22 protein-coding genes and 4 pseudogenes are annotated in these 18,903 nt (G+C 71.6%); 16 read left to right on the top strand and 10 right to left on the bottom strand.

Annotation, left to right across the window (positions count from 1 at the left end; all coding sequences use genetic code 11):
- Positions 1-116: 116 nt before the first annotated feature.
- Positions 117-449 (bottom strand): helix-turn-helix domain-containing protein, encoded by a 333-nt coding sequence (locus tag IEZ04_RS35460; protein WP_229821461.1) that lies wholly within the window; start codon positions 447-449, stop codon positions 117-119.
- A gap of 72 nt (positions 450-521) precedes the next feature.
- On the opposite strand from IEZ04_RS35460, the gene IEZ04_RS33275 reads away from it, so the two are divergent.
- Together IEZ04_RS33275 and IEZ04_RS33270 are read left to right on the top strand one after the other, a co-directional pair.
- Positions 522-1,088: a DUF6153 family protein gene (locus IEZ04_RS33275; RefSeq protein ID WP_229821455.1), complete on the top strand. Its 567-nt coding sequence runs from the start codon at positions 522-524 to the stop codon at positions 1,086-1,088.
- A gap of 101 nt (positions 1,089-1,189) precedes the next feature.
- On the top strand, positions 1,190-1,864 hold the full coding sequence (locus IEZ04_RS33270; protein WP_189220718.1) for a DUF305 domain-containing protein: 675 nt from the start codon (positions 1,190-1,192) through the stop codon (positions 1,862-1,864).
- Positions 1,865-1,977: 113 nt separating this feature from the next.
- Here IEZ04_RS33270 and IEZ04_RS33265 read toward each other — a convergent pair whose 3' ends face one another.
- Positions 1,978-2,298 (bottom strand): metal-sensitive transcriptional regulator, encoded by a 321-nt coding sequence (locus tag IEZ04_RS33265; protein WP_189220717.1) that lies wholly within the window; start codon positions 2,296-2,298, stop codon positions 1,978-1,980.
- Positions 2,295-2,612 (bottom strand): YHS domain-containing protein, encoded by a 318-nt coding sequence (locus IEZ04_RS33260; protein ID WP_229821454.1) that lies wholly within the window; start codon positions 2,610-2,612, stop codon positions 2,295-2,297. Before IEZ04_RS33260 ends, IEZ04_RS33265 begins: the two co-directional genes overlap by 4 nt.
- Before the next feature lie 191 nt (positions 2,613-2,803).
- On the opposite strand from IEZ04_RS33260, the gene IEZ04_RS33255 reads away from it, so the two are divergent.
- The 3 genes and pseudogenes from IEZ04_RS33255 to IEZ04_RS33245 all read left to right on the top strand — a co-directional run.
- Positions 2,804-3,574, top strand: coding sequence for an SDR family NAD(P)-dependent oxidoreductase (locus tag IEZ04_RS33255; RefSeq protein ID WP_189220716.1), 771 nt, complete (start codon positions 2,804-2,806; stop codon positions 3,572-3,574).
- A gap of 29 nt (positions 3,575-3,603) precedes the next feature.
- The gene (locus IEZ04_RS33250; protein WP_189220715.1) at positions 3,604-3,975 is read left to right on the top strand and encodes a MerR family transcriptional regulator; all 372 of its coding nucleotides are present in this window, start codon (positions 3,604-3,606) and stop codon (positions 3,973-3,975) included.
- Positions 3,976-4,113: 138 nt separating this feature from the next.
- Positions 4,114-4,433 (top strand): annotated as a pseudogene (locus IEZ04_RS33245) (Tn3 family transposase); the annotation flags it as partial.
- A gap of 39 nt (positions 4,434-4,472) precedes the next feature.
- On the opposite strand, the gene IEZ04_RS33240 reads toward IEZ04_RS33245, so the two are convergent.
- Together IEZ04_RS33240 and IEZ04_RS33235 are read right to left on the bottom strand one after the other, a co-directional pair.
- Positions 4,473-5,774 (bottom strand): MFS transporter, encoded by a 1,302-nt coding sequence (locus tag IEZ04_RS33240; RefSeq protein ID WP_189220714.1) that lies wholly within the window; start codon positions 5,772-5,774, stop codon positions 4,473-4,475.
- On the bottom strand, positions 5,771-6,259 hold the full coding sequence (locus tag IEZ04_RS33235; RefSeq protein ID WP_189220713.1) for a MarR family winged helix-turn-helix transcriptional regulator: 489 nt from the start codon (positions 6,257-6,259) through the stop codon (positions 5,771-5,773). The genes IEZ04_RS33240 and IEZ04_RS33235 overlap by 4 nt, the downstream gene beginning before the upstream one ends.
- Positions 6,260-6,294: 35 nt before the next feature.
- On the opposite strand from IEZ04_RS33235, the gene IEZ04_RS35725 reads away from it, so the two are divergent.
- Positions 6,295-6,417: a hypothetical protein gene (locus IEZ04_RS35725; RefSeq protein ID WP_268245712.1), complete on the top strand. Its 123-nt coding sequence runs from the start codon at positions 6,295-6,297 to the stop codon at positions 6,415-6,417.
- Positions 6,418-6,622: 205 nt separating this feature from the next.
- Here IEZ04_RS35725 and IEZ04_RS33230 read toward each other — a convergent pair whose 3' ends face one another.
- Entirely contained in the window at positions 6,623-7,393 is a 771-nt protein-coding gene (locus IEZ04_RS33230; RefSeq protein WP_189220712.1) for a calcium-binding protein, read from the bottom strand.
- A 656-nt stretch (positions 7,394-8,049) separates the two neighbouring features.
- On the opposite strand from IEZ04_RS33230, the gene IEZ04_RS33225 reads away from it, so the two are divergent.
- Entirely contained in the window at positions 8,050-8,724 is a 675-nt protein-coding gene (locus tag IEZ04_RS33225; RefSeq protein WP_487222070.1) for a lytic polysaccharide monooxygenase auxiliary activity family 9 protein, read from the top strand.
- Positions 8,725-8,930: 206 nt separating this feature from the next.
- Positions 8,931-9,365: pseudogene (locus tag IEZ04_RS33220) on the top strand (transposase); the annotation flags it as partial.
- A gap of 204 nt (positions 9,366-9,569) precedes the next feature.
- Here IEZ04_RS33220 and IEZ04_RS33215 read toward each other — a convergent pair.
- Positions 9,570-10,166, bottom strand: a complete 597-nt coding sequence (locus IEZ04_RS33215; protein ID WP_189220710.1) for a TetR/AcrR family transcriptional regulator — start codon at positions 10,164-10,166, stop codon at positions 9,570-9,572.
- 51 nt (positions 10,167-10,217) lie between these two features.
- Here IEZ04_RS33215 and IEZ04_RS33210 point away from each other — a divergent pair, with 51 nt between their 5' ends.
- The 5 genes and pseudogenes from IEZ04_RS33210 to IEZ04_RS33190 all read left to right on the top strand — a co-directional run bounded on the left by IEZ04_RS33210 (position 10,218) and on the right by IEZ04_RS33190 (position 14,388).
- Complete coding sequence (locus IEZ04_RS33210) at positions 10,218-11,366, top strand: metal-dependent hydrolase family protein (RefSeq protein WP_189220709.1); 1,149 nt, start codon at positions 10,218-10,220, stop codon at positions 11,364-11,366.
- A pseudogene (locus IEZ04_RS33205) lies at positions 11,323-11,529 on the top strand (FAD-linked oxidase C-terminal domain-containing protein); the annotation flags it as partial. The gene IEZ04_RS33210 and the pseudogene IEZ04_RS33205, both read left to right, overlap by 44 nt.
- A gap of 331 nt (positions 11,530-11,860) precedes the next feature.
- Entirely contained in the window at positions 11,861-13,237 is a 1,377-nt protein-coding gene (locus IEZ04_RS33200; protein ID WP_189220708.1) for an MBL fold metallo-hydrolase, read from the top strand.
- Between the two features lie 39 nt (positions 13,238-13,276).
- Entirely contained in the window at positions 13,277-13,639 is a 363-nt protein-coding gene (locus tag IEZ04_RS33195) for a rhodanese-like domain-containing protein (protein WP_189220707.1), read from the top strand.
- Complete coding sequence (locus tag IEZ04_RS33190) at positions 13,636-14,388, top strand: sulfite exporter TauE/SafE family protein (RefSeq protein WP_189220706.1); 753 nt, start codon at positions 13,636-13,638, stop codon at positions 14,386-14,388. The genes IEZ04_RS33195 and IEZ04_RS33190 overlap by 4 nt, the downstream gene beginning before the upstream one ends.
- A 29-nt stretch (positions 14,389-14,417) precedes the next feature.
- On the opposite strand, the gene IEZ04_RS33185 is transcribed toward IEZ04_RS33190, so the two are convergent.
- Positions 14,418-14,699, bottom strand: coding sequence for a metal-sensitive transcriptional regulator (locus tag IEZ04_RS33185; RefSeq protein WP_189220705.1), 282 nt, complete (start codon positions 14,697-14,699; stop codon positions 14,418-14,420).
- A gap of 77 nt (positions 14,700-14,776) precedes the next feature.
- Here IEZ04_RS33185 and IEZ04_RS33180 point away from each other — a divergent pair, with 77 nt between their 5' ends.
- Entirely contained in the window at positions 14,777-15,343 is a 567-nt protein-coding gene (locus tag IEZ04_RS33180) for a rhodanese-like domain-containing protein (RefSeq protein WP_189220704.1), read from the top strand.
- A gap of 493 nt (positions 15,344-15,836) precedes the next feature.
- Here the strand turns inward: IEZ04_RS33180 and IEZ04_RS33175 are convergent, their stop codons facing one another.
- Entirely contained in the window at positions 15,837-16,418 is a 582-nt protein-coding gene (locus tag IEZ04_RS33175; RefSeq protein WP_189220703.1) for a TetR/AcrR family transcriptional regulator, read from the bottom strand.
- 49 nt (positions 16,419-16,467) lie between these two features.
- Here IEZ04_RS33175 and IEZ04_RS33170 point away from each other — a divergent pair, with 49 nt between their 5' ends.
- Positions 16,468-17,424 (top strand): quinone oxidoreductase family protein, encoded by a 957-nt coding sequence (locus tag IEZ04_RS33170; RefSeq protein WP_189220702.1) that lies wholly within the window; start codon positions 16,468-16,470, stop codon positions 17,422-17,424.
- On the opposite strand, the gene IEZ04_RS35450 is transcribed toward IEZ04_RS33170, so the two are convergent.
- Positions 17,343-17,792 (bottom strand): hypothetical protein, encoded by a 450-nt coding sequence (locus IEZ04_RS35450; protein ID WP_229821452.1) that lies wholly within the window; start codon positions 17,790-17,792, stop codon positions 17,343-17,345. The genes IEZ04_RS33170 and IEZ04_RS35450 overlap by 82 nt on opposite strands.
- Before the next feature lie 96 nt (positions 17,793-17,888).
- On the opposite strand from IEZ04_RS35450, the pseudogene IEZ04_RS35445 reads away from it, so the two are divergent.
- Positions 17,889-18,518: pseudogene (locus tag IEZ04_RS35445) on the top strand (SDR family NAD(P)-dependent oxidoreductase); the annotation flags it as partial.
- Between the last annotated feature and the right edge of the window lie 385 nt (positions 18,519-18,903).

Here is an 18,903-nt window from a genome sequence, read left to right as displayed (position 1 = left end):
CATTGTCGTTCCCCGGGGCGACGCTCGCGCGGTGCAGCCGTTCGGATCGCAGGCCGCGATGGCTGAGCAGTTGGATCTGGCTCTGTCGTGTGATGACGAGGGCAACTGTGTTCGCATCACGGCGCTCGGCCCTCTGCAGCGTGTGGCTGGAGGGCCCGCCGCGGAGATCGTTGCTGACACGCCGTTCGTGAGCGGTCGGGTGGATCTCGCGTCGTGGCGGTCGCGTCTGGTCTCGTGGGGCGAGGCGCTGGCGCGGCCACCAGCGGTGTTGCGCAGGCCGGGGCGGCCACGGATGAGTCGCGGGTGGCGCGGTACCGACGTTCCCGGCCGCCGCGGCGGAGGCGTTCCTCAGCCAGTTCGACCAGTTCCACGGCAGCCAGACGTCGCAGATGCTGGCTTGCCAGGGCATGCGAGACCCCCAGTTCGCGGGCGAGTTCGGCAGCGGACATCGGCGCAGGCCACAACAGCGTGAGCAGTCTCACGGACTGCGGTGTCCCCGCCCCGGCCGACAGGAGACCGCCGTGGCGGTGGAGACCTCGATGGCGAAGTCCAGGCCGAAGCCGGACGTGGCGGTTGAGGAGACGAACGGCAGGAGGGCGGCGCGCTATGAGGCACTTGACGGGTTCTGCCCTCCCGGAAGGCGGCAGCCCGCCTACGATGAGCCCATGATGTCCCGCCCGCGCACCGGTTCCCAGGCGCGTCCTGCGCGCTGGGTGTGGCTGGTCCTGGCCGTGGTGGCGGGGGTGCTGGGGATGCATGCCCTGTCCCCCGCGGGCATGCCGGCGGCGGGCCGCCACGACATGACGATGTCGGTGCAGCTTCCGGGGCATCACTCCACGCTCGCCCCTGATGCCGGTGACGGCTGCCGGCACATGTCGGACACGGGCAGCGGCGGCATGGTCATGGACCACGCCGCCGGGACGTGCGCGGCGGACGGCATCTCCACGGCCTACGTTCCGCCCGCGTTGCTTCCCGCCCTGGCTGCCCGCCTCGCGCCTGCGGCGGCCGCGTGCCGCGGCCCGGCCGCCCGGACGGCTGACGGCCGCGCCCCGCCGGACCTGTCCGAGTTGCAGCTTCTGCGGATCTAGGAAGGCCCGCCCGGCACCCCTCGATCAGGGGTGGCGTGCTCCGGCCTGCCTGCATTCGCACCCCGCGCACCGCGCGGGCACACAAAGGAGTTGTACGTCTCATGGCACCTTGCCGTTTCCTCATCCGCCGGACCGCCGCGCTGGCCGCTGCCGCCACCGCCGCGACGGTGCTGGCCGCCTGCGGCAGCAGCAGCCAGTCCACCGCCTCGTCCCCGTCGGGACGCTCCACCCACGACGCGGGGGCGCCGACCCCCGCCGCCCCCTCGGCCACCGGCTCCGCCGCACACGCCGGCCACAACGCGCAGGACGTGTCGTTCGCCCAGGCGATGATCCCGCACCACCGGCAGGCCGTGGCCATGGCCGACCTGGCCGCCACGCGGGCCCAGTCGCAGCAGGTGAAGGACCTGGCCGAAAGGATCAAGCAGGCACAGGGCCCGGAGATCACCACCATGTCCGGCTGGCTGGAGTCCTGGGGCGAGAAGGTCCCGGACGACGGTCCGGCCGGCATGGAGAGCATGCCGGGCATGGGCAAGGACCACTCGGCGATGCCCGGCATGATGTCGCACGCCGACATGCAGAAGATGACGGGCCTGTCCGGTGAGGCCTTCGACACGGCGTTCCTGCAGATGATGATCCGCCATCACCAGGGCGCCGTCGAGATGGCGAAGGCCGAGCAGGCCGAGGGCGCCTACGGGCCCTGCACGAGGATGGCGAAGTCGATCGTCACCTCGCAGTCGGCCGAGATCACCGAGATGCACCGGATGCTCGGCAAGTAGCCGTCATCGGGCCGGGCGGGCGCCTCACCGGCGCCCGCCCGGGAAGCGCCGCGCAGCTCAGGCGCCATGGCGCGTCACCGCGCCGGCCCGGCGCGGTGATCTCCGCCGTGTGGCTACAGGCGCAGGGCGCGGCGCAGGGTGTCGGTGAGTTCGGCGGACTCTCCCTCGGCCTGGACGGGGCCGGTGCGGGCGGCGCGGGTGACGCAGCCGCGTACGTGGTCCTCCAGGAGGCCGAGGGCGACTTCCTGCAGGGCCCGGGTGGCGCTGATCCGGGTGAGAACGTCGATGCGGCAGCGGTCCTCGGCGGCCATGCGGGAGATGCCGCGGATCTGGCCTTCGATCTTGCTCAGCCGGGCCAGGTGGTCGGCCTTGCGGCCGGCGTGTCCGGGCGCCGCGGCGGGCCGGTGGGCGTCGCGCCGGGTGGTGGTGGTCATCGCCGATCGCCTCCCTGCGGCGGACCGCCGGTCGTGCGGCCGGTATAGCGGTCCGGGTCGGCGTCGAAGGCGGCGGCGCAGCGGGCGGAGCAGAAGAAGTAGGCGCCCTGCCCGGCGGGCCGGCGCTCGGCGGCGCTCGCCGGATCCAGTCGCACGCCGCACACCGGATCCCCCGCCGTGCTGTCGCTCTCGTCCCGGGAGGCCGGGTGGTGGTGCGCCTGGCCTGCCGGGACGGCTGTGCTCTCCGGGCCCCGCGCCTGCCGCGCCCGGGGCGGGAGGGCGGCCGCGAAGCGGGAGAACCGCAGCAAGATCAATGATCCGCCACCTCGTCCTCCGGGCCCCGGCCCCGTGGTCACCCGCAGGCTCGGCTACCACGACGGCACCACCGCCTGCCTCGCCGCCGAGGCCGGAGGGACCTGGCACCACTGTGCCCAGGCGACCACACCCGCTGATCACAAGCCCACCGGGGGCCGCTTGACCTTACCGCTGGCGGCAGGGTTGAACGATGGCCGGCATGGACAGCAGCACCGCACCTCAGACCAGCAGGACCGTCACCGTCACCGGGGCCGGCACCGGGATCGGCCGGGCCACCGCCCGCGCCTTCGCCGCCGAGGGCGCCCAGGTCCTCGCCGTCGGCCGGCGGGCCGAACCGCTCCACGAGACCGCCGCCGGGCACGACCGGATCACCCCGCTGACTGCCGACATCACCGCCGAGGGACAGCCCGAGCGGATCGTCCAGGCCGCACTGGAACTGCACGGCCGGTTGGACGTGCTGGTCAACAACGCCGGCATCGTGCACAGCGGTGCCCTCGGCACGCTCGGGCCGGAGATGATCGCGCCTCAGATCGCCACCAACCTGATCGCACCCATCCTGCTGACCCAGGCCGCGCTGCCGTCCCTGGAGGCGTCCGGCGGAGTGATCGTCAACGTGAGTACGTCGGTGGGGCAGCGGGCCTGGCCGGGCAGCTCGGTCTACGCGGCGACCAAGACCGCGCTGGAGCTGCTGACCCGCAGCTGGGCGGTCGAGCTGGCACCCCGCGGGGTCCGGGTGGTGGCGGTCGCACCCGGCGCGATCGACACTCCGATCGGCGAGCACCAGGGACTGACCCCGGAGCGGATGGCCGCAGTACGGGAGTGGCAGCTGGCACACACGCCGCTGGGCCGGATCGGCCGACCGGAGGAGGTGGCCTGGGCGATCACCCAACTTGCCGCACCGGCCGCATCGTTCGTCACCGGGGTGGTCCTCCCGGTCGACGGCGGGGCGGTCGTGGCGTGATAAGAGTGGTGCCCGGGAGGGTGGAGCGGATGCGGATCGGTGAGCTGGCCAGGACGACCGGGGCGACCGCCCGAGCGCTGCGGCACTACGAGCAGGCCGGGCTGATCTCCTCGGAGCGGGCCCCCAACAGCTACCGCGTCTATGACGAGCGGGCGGTGGTACGGGTCCGCAACATCCGCTACCTGCTGGCCGCCGGGCTCACCCTGGACGACGTGCGGGTCTTCCTGCCGTGCCTGGACGGAGACCTGACCACGGCGTCGCCCTCCGACAGGGGCATACGGGTGGCACTGGAGCGATTGGCGGTCCTCGACCAACGCATCGCCGCCCAGACCGCGGTCCGGGACCGTCTCCAGGCCGCACTGCGCCAGGCGACCAGTGACCGGATCCGGCCGGTGGCCTGACCGCCCGCCCCACCGTACAGATCCCGAAGAGCTGAGCGCCTTCACGCTCCCGGCAGCTGCATACGGTGACTACGAGCCCTCACGGGCTGAGGAATACGCGACTGCCGATTGCGCGACGTCGCCAGTTCGATCCCCCACGAGGGCCGCCACGCTCCCGCCCGGAGGATCGTCCACGGCCGGGCCGGGCAGCTCTACCAGCGCCACCAGGACGGCACGGAGGACCGGATCGGCGCCTTCGGCCTGGTCCTCAACGCCCTGGTGCTCTCCGACACGAGGTACCTGGACGCCGCCGTCACTCAGCTCCGCGAGGACGGGCTCGACGTCCGCGACGAGGACGTGGCCTGCCTTCCCCCGTTCGTCCGTCATCGCATCAACATGCTCGGCCGGTACCTCTTCCAGCCCCCGAGCTGCCTGGGGGCCTGCGTCCGCCGCGGGATCCGGACGCCGCCGGCGAGGAACGGCGCCCCGGTGAGGTGGGCGTCAACGGCGGAGGCGTATCAGCGAACCTGACCAGCGGCCGCCGCCGCGTCGGCGACTCCTGGGGCAGCCGGCTTCGCGGCGGCAGGCGGCGTGCGGTAGGCGCGAAGGGGCGCGTTGGCCGCGGTCACGGCGGCGATCGCCAGGATGGCGGACAGTCCGCCGAAGACCAGGGAGAAGGAGGCGGAGGTGGCCGACGCCAACAGGCCGCCACGGAAGTTGCCGAGTTCGGGGCCCGCGACACCGATGACGTGTTCCATCGAGGAAACCCGTCCTCGATACGCGTCCGGGGTCTCCAATTGGACCAGGGCACTGCGGGTGACGACGGACACGGTGTCGGCAGCGCCCGCCACGGCCAGGCAGCCGAGCGCCAGCCACAACGGCTCCGCCAGACCGAAACAGGCCAGCGCCAGGCCCCAGACCCCGGCTGCGGACAGCTGTACCAGGCCGGCACGGCGCCAACGCGTCACCGTGCCGGAGAGCAGACCGGCCATGATTCCCCCGACCGCGACGGCCGAGAGGAACAGGCCGAGAGTCCGCGGGTTCCCCTCGAAGCGGATCTCGTTGACCAGCGGGAAGAGCGCGATGGGCATGGCGAGCAGCGTTGCGGACAGGTCGGTGGCCATCGAGCCCCACAGCGTCGGGCGTCGCAGGACGATCCGCCAACCGCCGCGCTCCGGCCGGCGCCTGCCGCCTGCCGCGTCGGCACCTTCGGGCCGCATGGCAGGCAGGCGGACCACCGCGAGCATCGAGACCGCCGTGGCCACGGCCTGGGTCGCGTATGCGGCAGGGACATCCCAGCGGGCGATGATCAGCCCGGCCATCGCGGGACCGGCCAGCATCGCGGCCTGGAAGGAGACGTTGGTCAGCGCAAGACCGGCCGCGACCTGGTCACCCGGCAACAGCCGGACCGGGAAGGTGCGCCGGGCAGGAGCTCCGAGAGCGCCGCAGCTCGTCCCCATGGCTACCAGGGCGAGCAGCACCAGCACGTTGCGGTTGTCCGCCAGGGCCTGGGCACACAGGCCCGCGGCGGCCAGCAGCTGGCCCGCGGTCGTGGCCCGCACTACCGCACGGCGGTCGAAGGTGTCGGCCAACGTTCCGCCGAGCAGCCCGAACAGCACCATCGGCAGGCCGGTGGCGAGCCCGATGGCACCGGTGCCCACTGGGCTGCCGGTCAGGTCCCAGACCTGGGCCAGCACCGCCACGTTGGCTATCTGTCCGCCGAGTTGGGAGGCGGAGGTACCGATCCACAGGTCGCGGAACGACTGACTGCTGCGCAGCGGGCGGGTGTCGAGGAGACGGACACGGACCCGCCCCCTCATCGCGGTGGCTCGACAAGGTGGTGGAGGATCCGCTGCCGCATCGACCGGCGTTCCAGCGCCCGCCGCACCTCCTCGACAACGGCGGTCATCGCGTACGGGACCTCGCTGTCCAGCTCGGCGACCGTCTCATGGGTAGCGCGCCACTCCGCCTCCAGGAACGGCACCAGCGCTCGGCCGCGCTCGGTCAGGTCGATGCGCCGGGTACGGGCGTCAGGCCCCGGCTCGGAGGTGACGAGACCCTCCTTGCGCATGGCGGCGATGGTCTGGCTGATCGCGGAGTGCGAGCGGTCCAGGGACTTCGCAAGCTCGCGAATGGTCAGTGGTCCGGTGTGGGCGAGCCGGATCAGCGGATAGGCGAACCGAGGCCGCACCCCCTCGATGCCACGCTCGACGTAGACCTGCTCGATCTCGGCGTCCATGGCTGCCAGAAGCTCGTGCAGGGAGTGCCAGGGATCGGGGAGCGCTGTGGGATCCGGAGATGTCACAGCGCTAATATAACAGCGCTGCGATAATGCGGCTCGTGATCGAACGCGTGGCGCCGGCACAGGTTTCACCGGGTTGGGTCCCCGATCTGGTCGACGCAGCGGCCCGCCGCGATGATCTCCTGCTGGTCGACCTGCCGGATCCCTGCGGGATCGGGTAGGCCGAGCAACGTGGAGACTCGCGCCCGCGCCGGCCGACAGGTTCGACGGGCCGGTTCCGCCGGGTCACCTCGTGTCGCGCGGGGACCTGCCGTCTGCGGCGTTCGCGGTTGACGCGGCTCGGGTGGCGGGTCGCCGACGGCGGTGGCTCGGCGCCCGCGACGCTGTTCGCGCCGCGGGCCAGGGCCTTCGGGCAGGGAGGCGCGCTTACGGGAGGACGATGTTGCGGCCGGGTCCGCCTTCGAGTGCGTCCTCTCCGGTGCCACCGCAGACGAGGTCGTCGCCGCCTTCGCCGTCCAGTGTGTCGTCGCCGGGGCCGCCGAGGACGATGTCGCGGCCGTCCCCGCCCATGGCGTGGTCGTCGCCGGGGCCGGCGTGCACGGTGTCGTCACCGCCGTAGCCCTCGATCATGTCGTCGCCCCGGCCGCCCCACATCCGCTGGTTGCTGCTGTCACCCATCAGGTGGTCCATGCCGTCGCCGCCGTGCAGGGCGGCGGGTCCCATGACCATGTCGTTCCCCGCGCCGCCCAGCACCGTGCGTGCGGTGTGGGCGTGCAGTTCGTCGTCGCCGGGGCCGCCGCTGACGGTGCCGACCCCGGGGGTGAAGGCGGCGATCGTGTCGTTGCCGTCGCCGAGGAAGACGTCGATCCTGTCGGGCCGGGAGCTGTCGGCGGGCAGTTCGCAGACGACGGAGGTGGTGTCCTCGGCTCTGGAGTACGCACAGTGGTCGCCCGGTTCCAGCGGGACCACGTCGCTGAAGCCGATCCGCCGGATCCCGTCGCTGGTGTACATGGAGAATATGTTGAGGTTGTTGGCCTGCCCCGCGGCGGCGGTGAAGACGATCGACTGAGTTGCCCAGTCGGCTCCGACGCGGGCCGTCGCCTCGGTGGCGGTGGCGGCGGCTGCCGGGCCGACGGCGAGGCCGGCGGTGCACAGGGTCGCGGCGACCGCGCTGACGGCGGCTCGGTTTCGGTTCACGAGACCTCATCTCGGTGGAGTGACGGTGGACCGACCTGCTTGGCGTGGTGCTGCCGGGACCGGGCGGACCCGGTCGTGAAGGCAGTGTCCCCTGCTGGTCCGGATTTGCAAGACGGCGGATTGACGCGGCGTCAGGGTGAGCCGACGTCCCTCCGGATGTGATGGTTGGGCTTCTTTGGTCAGGGATGCTCCCGGTATCGCCGTGGCGGGGTTCGCCGGCTCATTCCCGGCTCAGTGAGGGGGAGTCGGCCGACGCGGTCGATGGCTGGGATTGCCGGAGGAGCGGAAGGCGGCTGCCCGGGTGCGGGCGGAGGATCTTCGCCCTCGCCCTCAGGAGGAACCAATCGCGGTCCGGCTCGCCGAGGCGGAGGCGGTGTGGGAGCGTCGGTGGAACTGGACGGCCCCCACGCCGGAACCAGGTCCCGTCGCCCTGCTGCGAACGCCCCTCCCCGGCATCGCCCCGCTCACCAGTCCGGGCCGCATCCTCGCTTTCCGGTCCGGTCCCGGGAACGTGCTGACTCCCGGCTCACGGCAGATTCCCTGCTCGCCGCTCACCTCTGTAGTCAACTGCGCTTGTTTCATTGACATTTCGCTCAGAGGACCTACCGTTGGGAGCGCTCCCATTACAGCCTTGCACTGGAAGGAGTTCCCCCCACATGCGCAGACAAAGTCCGTTAACCGGGCGTTCGCGGTCGTCCCTCCGCCGGCCTCTCCAGGCGCTCGCCATGCTGTTCGCCGTGGTTGTCGGCGCACTGACCTGGTCGGCCCCCGCCCAGGCTCACGGCACCATCGTCAACCCCGCCTCCCGCGCGTACCAGTGCTGGAAGACGTGGGGCAGCAACCACACGAGCCCGGCCATGCAGACCGAAGACCCCATGTGTTATCAGGCCTTCCAGGCCAATTCCGACACCATGTGGAACTGGATGAGCGCGCTCCGCGACGGCCTCGGCGGCCAGTTCCAGGCGCGGACCCCCGACGGGACGCTCTGCAGCAACAACCTCTCGAGGAACGCCAGCCTGGACAAGCCCGGACAGTGGAAGACGACCAACATCAGCAACAACTTCACGGTCCAGCTGCACGACCAGGCGTCCCACGGCGCCGACTACTTCAAGGTCTACGTGAGCAAGCAGGGCTTCAACCCCAAGACCCAGACCCTGGGCTGGGGCAACCTCGACTTCATCACGCAGACCGGCCGCTTCGCCCCGGCACAGAACATCACGTTCCCCGTCCAGACCTCCGGCTACACCGGACACCACGTCCTGTTCGTGATCTGGCAGGCCTCGCACCTCGACCAGGCCTACATGTGGTGCAGTGACGTGAACTTCGGCTGAGCCGGGGAGCGCCGCACACGGCACCGGCCTCTGCCGGGCGCCGGTAACCCGCCGCCCGGCCGACCGAGCTCCGTCGGGGCAGGGGACCCATGTGGTCACCCTGCCCCGACGGGGCTTCCTGCGCTCCTGGTAGGAATCCGTGACGTCTTTCCATCTGCCCTGATCGCGAGCATGTTGTGGGTGCGGACGCACACGAAGTGAACCGGATGCGGGCGACGCCGGCGTTCTTCGTGGCCGATGTCCTCGCGTCGGTGCCGCGCGAGGACCGGCGGGCCAAGGGGACTGCCATCTGCGGGGACTGATGCTGGACGGCAGCCGCGCGCCGATCCAGGCCATGGCCTCACGGCTGCCGGACGGCAATGAGCAGAACCTGCAGCAGTTCGTGAATCAGTCCACGTGGGATCCGGTGCCGGTCCGCCGACGGATCGCCGAGCGGCTGATGCCGTGTACCGGTCCGGACGCCTGGGCGATCGACGATGTGTCCTTCCCCCAAGGACGGCAGGACGTCGGTCGGGGCGGCTCCCCAGTACTGCGGTGCGCTGGGCAAGCAGGCGAACCGCCAGGTCGCGGTCAGCGTGCACGCGGTCAGCGATGCCGCCTCGTGCCCGCTCAGCCGGCGGATGTTACCGCCCCGAACATGGACGCAAGTAACGTTTCAACTCACCTTCCTATCGCCGGACCAGACGGTTCCTGCGGAGGCGCGGCGGGTCGCCGCTCCGCCGTTGTTCGCACCGTACGTGGGTAAGGAGCCATGTTCCGGCGACTGGTGTCGTCACTTTCCGTCGCCGTACCCCACCGTTGTCGCGCATGCGCGCCGATGCTCAGCTGTGGGGGCCGAAGGCCGCTCAACGTTCCGGACGTGATCGTGGAGCGGGTCGGCCCTCGCGCATGCGCAAGATCAAGGCGACCGCGTCCTCCGAGCGGGTTCCGGGAGTGAGGAGTTCCTGCAGGAGGAGGCCGCGGATCGCGGCAATGGTGACGGTGGCCACCTCCCGCGCTTCCTTCGCGTCGAGCCCTTCGCGTTCCGCGAGTGAGGACAGCATCACGGTCAGGTCGTCGATCGACTCCACGAACTCACGGAAGTCCTCGGGGCGGTACGCGGCCAGTCCGGCGACGTAGAAGAAGCCGCGGACACGCGACAGCTGCTCCGGCCGGGTGTAAGTACGCCAGATCGCCACGACGAAATCGTCGAAGGTGCCCTGCTGGGCGGCCTCCAGAAGTGCCTCGTTGTCACGGGAGCGCTGGGCCGTGAGCATGGCGGCCAAGACGCCCGGGAGCGACCCGAAGTGGTAGCGCAACAGGGCGTGGCTGGTCTCGATCCGGGCGGCGATCTCACGGAGCGACATCTCCGGCGGGGGGAGGGTCTCACCGAAGGCGTCGAGAAGCCGTACCAGGAGTCGCTCGCGCGCGCTGCCGTTGCGTTGCGAGGTTGACAGGATCACTCCCACAGTTTATCCATTGGAAAAGGCGGATGCAATGGCGGAGGATCGACGATGGGACCTGCTCATGTGGTCGGCGCGACGGTCATCGACGGATCAGGGCGCGACCCCAGCAGCCTCGATCTCACAATCGAGAACGGCCGCATCACCCGACTCGGCGGCTCCAGCGCGCACGGCGAGCGTCTCGATGCCGAGGGACTGACGACGACGCCCGGCCTGATCGACGCTCACGTCCACCTGGGCCTGTCGAGCCCGGTCCAGCCGCATTTCTCGTTCCAGATCAGCGCCGCCGAGATCGCGGCGGACATCTTCGCCACGGCCGGCGCGACGCTCGACGCCGGCTTCACCACCGTTCGCGACACCGGCGGGATCGACGGCGGTGTCGTCACCGCGATCGCGAAGGGCAAGGTCAGAGGGGTGCGCGTCCTGTCGTGCGGACCTGTTCAGTGCCAGATCGGTGGGCACGGCTCCTACGGAGCCGAATGGGAACCCACCGAGCTGTGGCGCAGCCACCACATCCCGGGCCTGTGCGCCCTGTCGATGATGGCGGGCAACGCGGACGAGCTGCGGCACAACGTCCGCGAAGCCTTCCGTCGCGGAGCCTCCTTCCTGAAGCTCTGCGTGACCGGCGGAGTGGTGGGCGGACATGATCGACTGACCGACACCCAGTTCACCGTCGAAGAGATCGCTGTCGCAGTTCAGGAAGCTGCGGCGCGGAACACCTATGTGACCGTCCACGCCCACAACAACGAGGGCATACGCAATGCGGTCGAGGCCGGGGTGCGCTGTGTCGAGCACGGCACCGGCCTCGACGAATCCACAGCGGCTCTGATGGCCGATCGCGAGGTTGCCCTCGTGCCCACGTTCGCCGTTGTCGAGCAACTGCTGCACGACACCGACGGAGCCGGTCTCGCCGAGTCGGCCCGCGACCGGGCCAAGGGCGCACGCGAGCAGATGACGCATGCGCTCGCTGTCGCCAAGCACGCAGGAGTACGGATCGGGCTGGGTTCCGATCTCATCGGTCCGGCCCAGGATCGGCGCGGCAAAGAACTCAGTCTGCGCGCAGCCCTCGAGACGCCGATGGAAGCGCTCGTGGCGGCGACCCGGACCAACGCCGAGATCCTCGGCCTGTCCGGCCGGGTGGGTGTCATCACTCCCGGCGCGCAGGCAGACCTCGTTCTCTGGAGTCGCAGACGCCCTTGAATTGGGTGGCACGGTGACGGGTGAGCACGGTGTGGGACTGCTCAAGCGGCCAGGTCTCACCCGGGAACTCGGCCCAGCTGTCCTGCAGATGCATCGCGCGGTGAAGCATGCTCTCGACCCGGCCGGGATTCTCAACCCCGGCAAAGTTTTCGGACCTGCATGATCCCTTGGCAAGTACGGGCTCCTGCTTCAGGGCCATCGCATGTGGCCAGTCTGCGATCGCAAAGCCAGCACCCCCCGATCACCATGTCGACGCCGACCACCGCCCTGTGGTCGCGAAGCGCCTCGGGCACCACCCGCTGGAACAGATCCCCCGACACATCCGGCACCAGCCGCCACACGATCGCCACCACGACCGTCAGACCGGCGATCCGATTGAGACGACGTCCAAGCCGGCAGTGTGGGTGTCTCCCCTCTTCGGAATACCCCCCGGGGTACTGCTGTTAGGGTGGATGTCAGATACCCAGGGGGGTACCTAGGAAGGAGTCGTCGCGGTGTTCTTCGTCGACACCCTGGAGATCGAGGGCCTGGGCAACCGCAGCTACCTGGCCGGCGGGCCCGGTGCCGCGCTGGTGGTGGACCCGCCCCGTGACATCGAGCAGGTCATTGCCGCGGCGGCGCGGCGCGGGGTGCGTATCGCCTTCGTGGCCGAGACGCACCTGCACAACGACTACGTCACCGGCGGGCTGGAGCTGGCCCGGCTGACCGGGGCCCGCTACCTGGTGCCGGCCGGGGCGTCGGTGGCCTTCGCCCGTACCGCGGTGGCCGACGGCGACACGTTCGCGGTGGACGAGCACCTGGTGCTGCGGGCGATCGCCACCCCCGGTCACACCCCGCACCACACCTCCTACGTGCTTCAGGAGGACGGCCGGGCGGTGGCGGCGTTCACCGGCGGATCCCTGCTGATCGGCACGGTGGGCCGGCCCGACCTGGTCGAGCCGCGGCTGACCGAGCAGCTGGCCCGCGCCCAGCACGCCTCCGCCCACCGCCTCGCCGACGAACTGGCCGACGAGGTCCCGGTGCTGCCCACCCACGGCTTCGGCAGCTTCTGCTCCTCCGCCCAGGCGGCGGGGGAGTCGACCACGATCGGCCAGGAGCGCCGCACCAACGAGGCGCTGACCCGGGACGTCGACACCTTCGTCGCCGACATGCTCGCCTCCCTGGACGACGTGCCCGCCTACTACACGCACATGGGCCCGGCCAACGCCGCCGGCCCCGCCCCGGTCGACCTCACCCCGCCGGCGCCCGCCGACGCCGAGGAGATCGCCGCCCGGCTGGCGGCGGGGGAGTGGGTGGTGGACCTGCGCAACCGGGTCGCCTTCGCGAGGGGGCATGTGGCCGGCTCCTTCAACTTCGAGGGGGAGGGCCAGCTCGCCACCTACCTGGCCTGGCTGATCCCCTGGGGCAAGCCCGTCACCCTGCTGGCCGAGACGCCCGAGCAGGTCACCGCCGCGCAGCGGGAGCTGGCCCGGGTCGGCATCGACCGCCCGGCCGCCGCCGCCACCGGCGAGGCGTCCGGCTGGATCCGCGCGGGCGAACGGCTCGCCTCCTTCCCGCGCGCCCGCTTCGCCGACCTCGCCGCAGTGCGTGCGCGGGGCGAGCAGGCGGTGGTACTGGACGTGCGCCGCGATGCCGAGCGCGCGGGCGGGTTCATCGACGGCTCGGTCCACATCCCGATCCACGAGCTGCCCGGCCGCGTCGACGAGGTGCCCGACGGGGTGGTGTGGGTGCACTGCGCCGGCGGGATGCGCGCGGCGATCGCCGCCTCCCTGCTGGATGCCGCCGGCCGCGACGTGGTCGCCGTCGACGACGGCTTCGACGCCGCCACCGCGGCGGGCCTCACCCTCATCGGGCCCGGCCACGCCCGCTGAACGACCGACCCCGCACCACCCGCACGGAGTGACCGAACGATGTTCCCGCTTTTTCGCCGTGACCCTGCCCGCCTCACGCCCGAGCAGGCCCACCGGCAGACCAGGGAGGGGCAGGCCGTCCTGCTGGACGTCCGCGAAACACCGGAGTGGCAGGCCGGGCACGCACCCGGCGCGCTGCACCTGCCGCTGAGCCGCCTGCAGGCGGGGGCGCCTCTGCCCCGGGCCGCACAGGACAGACCGGTGATCACCGTCTGCCGCTCCGGCAACCGCTCCCGCACCGCCACCGACCTCCTCGCCGCCCGCGGGATGGAGGCCACCGATGTCGTCGGCGGCATGACCGCCTGGGCCCGCGCGGGCCTGCCGGTCACCGCAGGCCGCGGCGCCGGCGGCGGCACAGCGTGAGCGCGCTGATCCTGGCCCTGCTCGCCGGCGCCGTGGTCGGGCTCGCGCTCGGCGCGCTCGGCGGGGGCGGCAGCGTCCTGGCGGTGCCCGCCCTGATCTACCTGCTCGGCTTCACCCCCGCGGCGGCCACCACCGCCGGCCTGATCATCGTCACCGCCACCTCGCTCACCGCCTTGTACGCCCACGCCCGGGCCGGGCACGTGCGCTGGAGGGCGGGGGCGCTGTTCGCGGCGGCCGGACTGGTGCCCGCCGCCGTGGCGGGCGCCGCGGCGGCGCGCCTGCCCCAGGCCCTGCTGACCGCCGCGTTCGCAGCCGTCGCCGCCCTGGCCGCGGCGCGTATGCTCCGGCCCGCCCGCACGGCGCCCGGACCCGGGCCGCACACGGTGCGTCCGGCCCGGGCTGCGGCCACCGGTGCGGGACTGGGGGCGCTGACCGGACTGCTCGGGGTCGGCGGCGGCTTCCTGGCCGTGCCCGCGCTGGTGACGGTGCTGGCCTTCGAGATGCAGGCCGCCGTCGGCACCAGCCTGCTGGTCATCACGGTCAACTCCCTGGCCTCGCTGGCCACCCGATCGGGCGCCGCCGTCTCCCTGGACTGGGCGGTGATCGGCCCTTTCATCGCCGCCGCCGTCCTGGGCGCCTGGGACGGCAGACGCCTGGCCGCCAAGGCCACCGGCCCCCTGCTGCAGCGCACCTTCGCCATCGTGCTGCTGACCGTGGCCGCCCTCATGCTCCTCGACGCCGTCGTCTGAGCCGGCAGGCGCGATATGCGGCGGGCCGCTCAGGCCAGCGACAGGAACAGCTTCTCCAGCCGGGCGCGCATCTGCTCCCGGTCCTCCGGCGCGGCCATGTCCTCGTCGGTCAGGCAGCGCTGCAGACCGGTGGCGATGATCGCGAAACCCGCCTTGTCCAGAGCCCGGGAAGCGGCCGCGAGCTGGGTGACCACGTCCTCGCAGTCCCGCCCCTCCTCAATCATCTTGATCACTCCGGCGATCTGGCCCTGCGCCCGGCGCAGCCGGTTGACCACCGTCTTCAGTTCCTCGGCCGCCATCGTCAAGTCCATAGCCCACACTCCTTCACGGATACCCCAGCGGGTATCCTATCGAAGGGGGTAACCATGAAGAGCAAAGGAAAATCCCCGTGGCACCCACCACCTCCCTCACCGCCGACCAGGCCCACGCCCGCCTTTCCGAGCTGACCGTCATCGACGTGCGCACCCCCGGCGAGTACGCCTCCGGCCACCTGCCCGGCGCCCACAACATCCCCCTCGACCACCTCGAGGTCGCCCTGCCCGCCCTGAAGACCGCCGCAGACCGCGGCGACCTCCTCATCGTGTGCGCCTCCGGCGCCCGCTCCGCGACCGCCTGCCGGCGCCTGGCCGACCAGGGCATCACCGCCGCCACCCTCACCGGCGGCACCACCGCCTGGACACAGCTCGGCCACGACGTCCACCGACCCGCCGGCACCCGCACCCCCTGGGCCATGGACCGCCAGGTCCGCCTCGCCGCCGGAACGCTGGTCCTGACCGGCCTCATCGCCGGACGACGTAGGAACGCGGCCCGCTGGCTCTCCGCGGGCGTCGCCGGCGGCCTGGTCTTCTCCGCCCTCACCAACACCTGCGGCATGGCCAGAATCCTCGCCAAGCTCCCCCACAACCAGCCCAGGACCGCCGACCTGGACGCCACCCTCGCCGACCTGACCGGCTGACCCCCGGACCGCGCCGCAAGGCGACCGCCCGAATGCCGGGTGAAGCCCTCTTCGGTCTTGCGCAGCCGGGCGGTGTCGGCCCGCAGCCGGGCCAGTTCCCCCGCCGCGCTGCCGCCCGCGTCACGGGGCCCGGGCACGGCCTGGGCCTCGTCCTCGCGGACCCGCGTCCGCAGTGACTTCGCAGTGATGCCGAGATCCGCAGCCACCGCCGCGTACGTCCGCTCGCCGGCCGCGGCACGGCAGAGCGCAACCGCGTCCTTCCGAACTCCTCCGGACACGGAGACTCGCGTCCCGCCTGGACTTCCCTCCCTGGACCAACAAGATCCATCGTCAGGGTGTCCACTCCAAAGGATCAGCCTCATTGCCTGGTTGGACCCCGCGCCGCAGACGTCTTCCTCCGGTCCGCACGCCGATCGGCACGGAACCCCCTGGCGGCTGCTTCCCGTACTGCCGCTCCGCGACGTCAGGGGAGCCGCCACCGGTGACCGCGCGTTCACAACAGCAGGTGGTCGAGGCAGAGGTTCAGCCCGGCCTCCAGATGTTCCGTGGAGCCCGTGGAGAGCAGGACGGTGACACCGCCCTGGATGGCACCGATCACGGCCGCGGCCGTGCGGTCGGCGTCGAGCTCCGGGTCGGCCTCGCCGGCCGCTTGCGTGGCCTCGATACCGGCCCGGACGCACTCCTGCCAGCGCCGCACCAGTTGGGCCGCGACGGCTTGCGAGGCCGGGCTGTAGCGGCCCACGTCGGAGATCAGCACCCCGAGCGGGCAGTACAGCCCTTGGTCGCGGTACTGCTCGACGATGAGGTCGCGCCACGCTTCCCAGGCCGCGCGGGAAGTGAGTTCGTTGAGATACGGCTGCTGACCTTCGAACACGCGATCGGCTTCGTGTACGGCGACCGCGAGCAGGAGCTGCTCCCGGCCCTCCGGGAAGTAGTGGAACATCTGCCCTTTTCCGGTGCCGCTGCGCCGGCCCACGTCGTCAAGCGTGGTGGCGTTCGCACCGCGTTCCCGGATCTCGGCCGCGGCGGCTTCGACGATGCGCAGGCGGGTCGCCGCACCCTTCCTCGTGGCCATCGAAAAAGTGTACTTGCAGGTACATTTTGCGAAGCCTAGCTTCGGCCGCATGAAGGCGATAGTCATCAGCGAAGCGGGCGGACCGGAAGTGCTGCAGCTGCAGGAGCGGCTGACGCCTCGTCCGGGTCCGGGAGAAATACTGGTGGACGTCCGGGTGGCCGGCGTGAACTTCTTCGACGTCGGCATCCGCCGGGGACGGTTGGCCGAGGTGCCGGGCGCGGAGGGTGCCGGTGTGGTGGTGGAGACGGGCGAGGGCGTGCACGAATTCGCCCCGGGGGATCGCGTCGCGTGGCTGACGATCGACGCCCATGGCAGTTACGCGGAGCAGGTCGTGCTTCCCGTGGACAGCGTCGTCGCGGTGCCCGACGCCATCGACGACGAGACGGCCGCGGCCGTGCTGCTGCAGGGGCTGACCGCACACCATCACTGCACCGTCTGCCACCCGGTGCAGCCCGGTGACGTCACGCTCGTGCACGCTGCGGCCGGCGGGGTCGGGCTGCTGCTCACCCAGTTGATCAAAGCGCGTGGCGGTACCGTGATCGGCCTGGTGTCGCGGCCGGAGAAGGTCGAGATCGCCACCGCTGCCGGCGCCGATCACGTCGTGGTGTCCACGGGTGACGCGTTCGTCGAGCCGGTGCGGGCGCTGACCGGCGGCGAGGGGGTGCACGCGGTGTTCGACGGCGCGGGCGGGCCGACGTTCGCCGCGTCACTGGAGGTACTGCGCACGCACGGCACGATGGTGTTCTACGGGCCGCTGATCGGCGACGTGCCGACCATCGCGATGAACGAGATCCCGCGCAGCACCCGCCTCACCTACGGCACGCTTCCCGACCACATCCGTACGCACGAGGAGCTCGCCACGTACGCGGCCGAGCTGTTCGCGCTGGTCGAGAGGGGGGAGCTGGTCGTCCGGATCGGCGGCCGCTACCCGCTGGCAGAGGCGGCGAGAGCCCACGCCGACATCGAGTCGCGTACGACCACCGGGAAACTGCTGCTGATCCCGTGACCGGCGGCCGGTGGTACAGCCTGGCGAGCGGTCGCCGGCACCGCGACGGGCCGGAAGGGTCCCAGTGATCGCCGGACCGCTTCCGGCCCCGGTACACGTGAACCCGCATGTTCGGGCGTCACGTGTGCCGGTCCGCTGAATGCCACCGTTTCCGGCATCCGCGTGAGAGGCCAAGGGCAGCGGAGTGGGACATGCCCGACACCGTCGCCAGGCGGAACCCGGTTTCGTCCTCGGGGTGTCGGGGCCGCGATGAGAACGACGATCTTGCGTTCCGCGTCGCCGTCGCTCAGGACGTCGCAGTCCACCGCGATCGGCCCGGTCGCCGGGTGCTGGACGGTCTGGTGGTCTTCCCGGTGGGCGCCGACCACGTCGGAAGCCCACAGTTCGGCGAAGCGCGGGCTGCCCGCCGTGAGGTCCCGGAGTTCACCGAGGCGGAGCCGGAGAAGTACGGCATCACGTCGCACATGGTGGTAGGACCTTCCCTCTTCGCCCTGCCCGGTGGCATCCGCCGGCTGGAGGAGACCGCCCTCGCCCGGGCGGCCGAGGGCCTGTTCAGTCCCGTTCAGGCTGGTAAGGCGCTCGCTGTCCGGGAACCGTCCCGTCCCGCCGCGCTGCTCGGCCTCAACGGTCTGTACGACCTGCCCGCTCCCGCGACGGCGGACGGGCTGGGCGCCTCCCACGCCCACCTCCGCGACGACTACGAGAAGCTCTTGTCCGGCGCGTTCGGGACGGACGAGGAAGCCTGGCCGGGCGCGAGCCCGGCCGGCTTCGACCGGCAATACCGGACCAACGTGCTCGGCGTGTTCCTCACCTGCCAGGCTTTCGTCAAGCAGGTACCCGGAGACGGCGGGTCGATCGTGAACATCTCGACCTCCGACATCTCCACCAACAGTCCCGGATCGGCCCTCTACACCTCGGCCAAGGGTGCCGTCACCCAGCTGACCCGAGTCCTGGCCAACGAACTCGGGGGGCGGAACATCCGGGTCAACGCCGTGGCAGCGGGCGCCACGGACACCGAGGCTTCCCGGGCGGCCGGCCTCGTCAACGACGAGAACGTCGCCGGGGTGAGCCGCATCACCCCGCTTGGCCGGCTCGGCTCCCCGGACGCCGCATGGATCACCGGCGACGTGATCTTCGCCTCCGGCGGGCTGCGCTGCCCCTTCTCCCGCGCGGAACCAGGAGTCCTCCCGGTTCCGACCGCTGTCCCTTGTCCCGGGCCGCGGGGCGCCGGGGAACTGACCGCACTCCCACTCCGCCCGACCCACCTCACCCCCGGCCCACGGAGCGGTGTTCACCCGGCGCCGCCCGCAGCACGGCGGCGTGAGGCGGACGGCGCCTGGTTCACTCTCCCCCTCGCATGCGCCGCACTGGAACGCTGGCTCACGGTCCGCACCCGGCTGGTCGAACGCGCCCACGGCACCAGCCGGCTGTGGGTCAGCCTGTTCGCCAATTACGACGGCACCCGCCACCAGCACGGCC

The sequence above is a fragment of the Streptomyces ruber genome, assembly GCF_014648075.1.
Taxonomy (GTDB): Bacteria; Actinomycetota; Actinomycetes; order Streptomycetales; family Streptomycetaceae; genus Streptomyces; species Streptomyces ruber.
The sequence above is the reverse complement of the archived record's forward strand: the minus strand, read 5'-3'. Positions and strand labels throughout refer to the sequence as shown.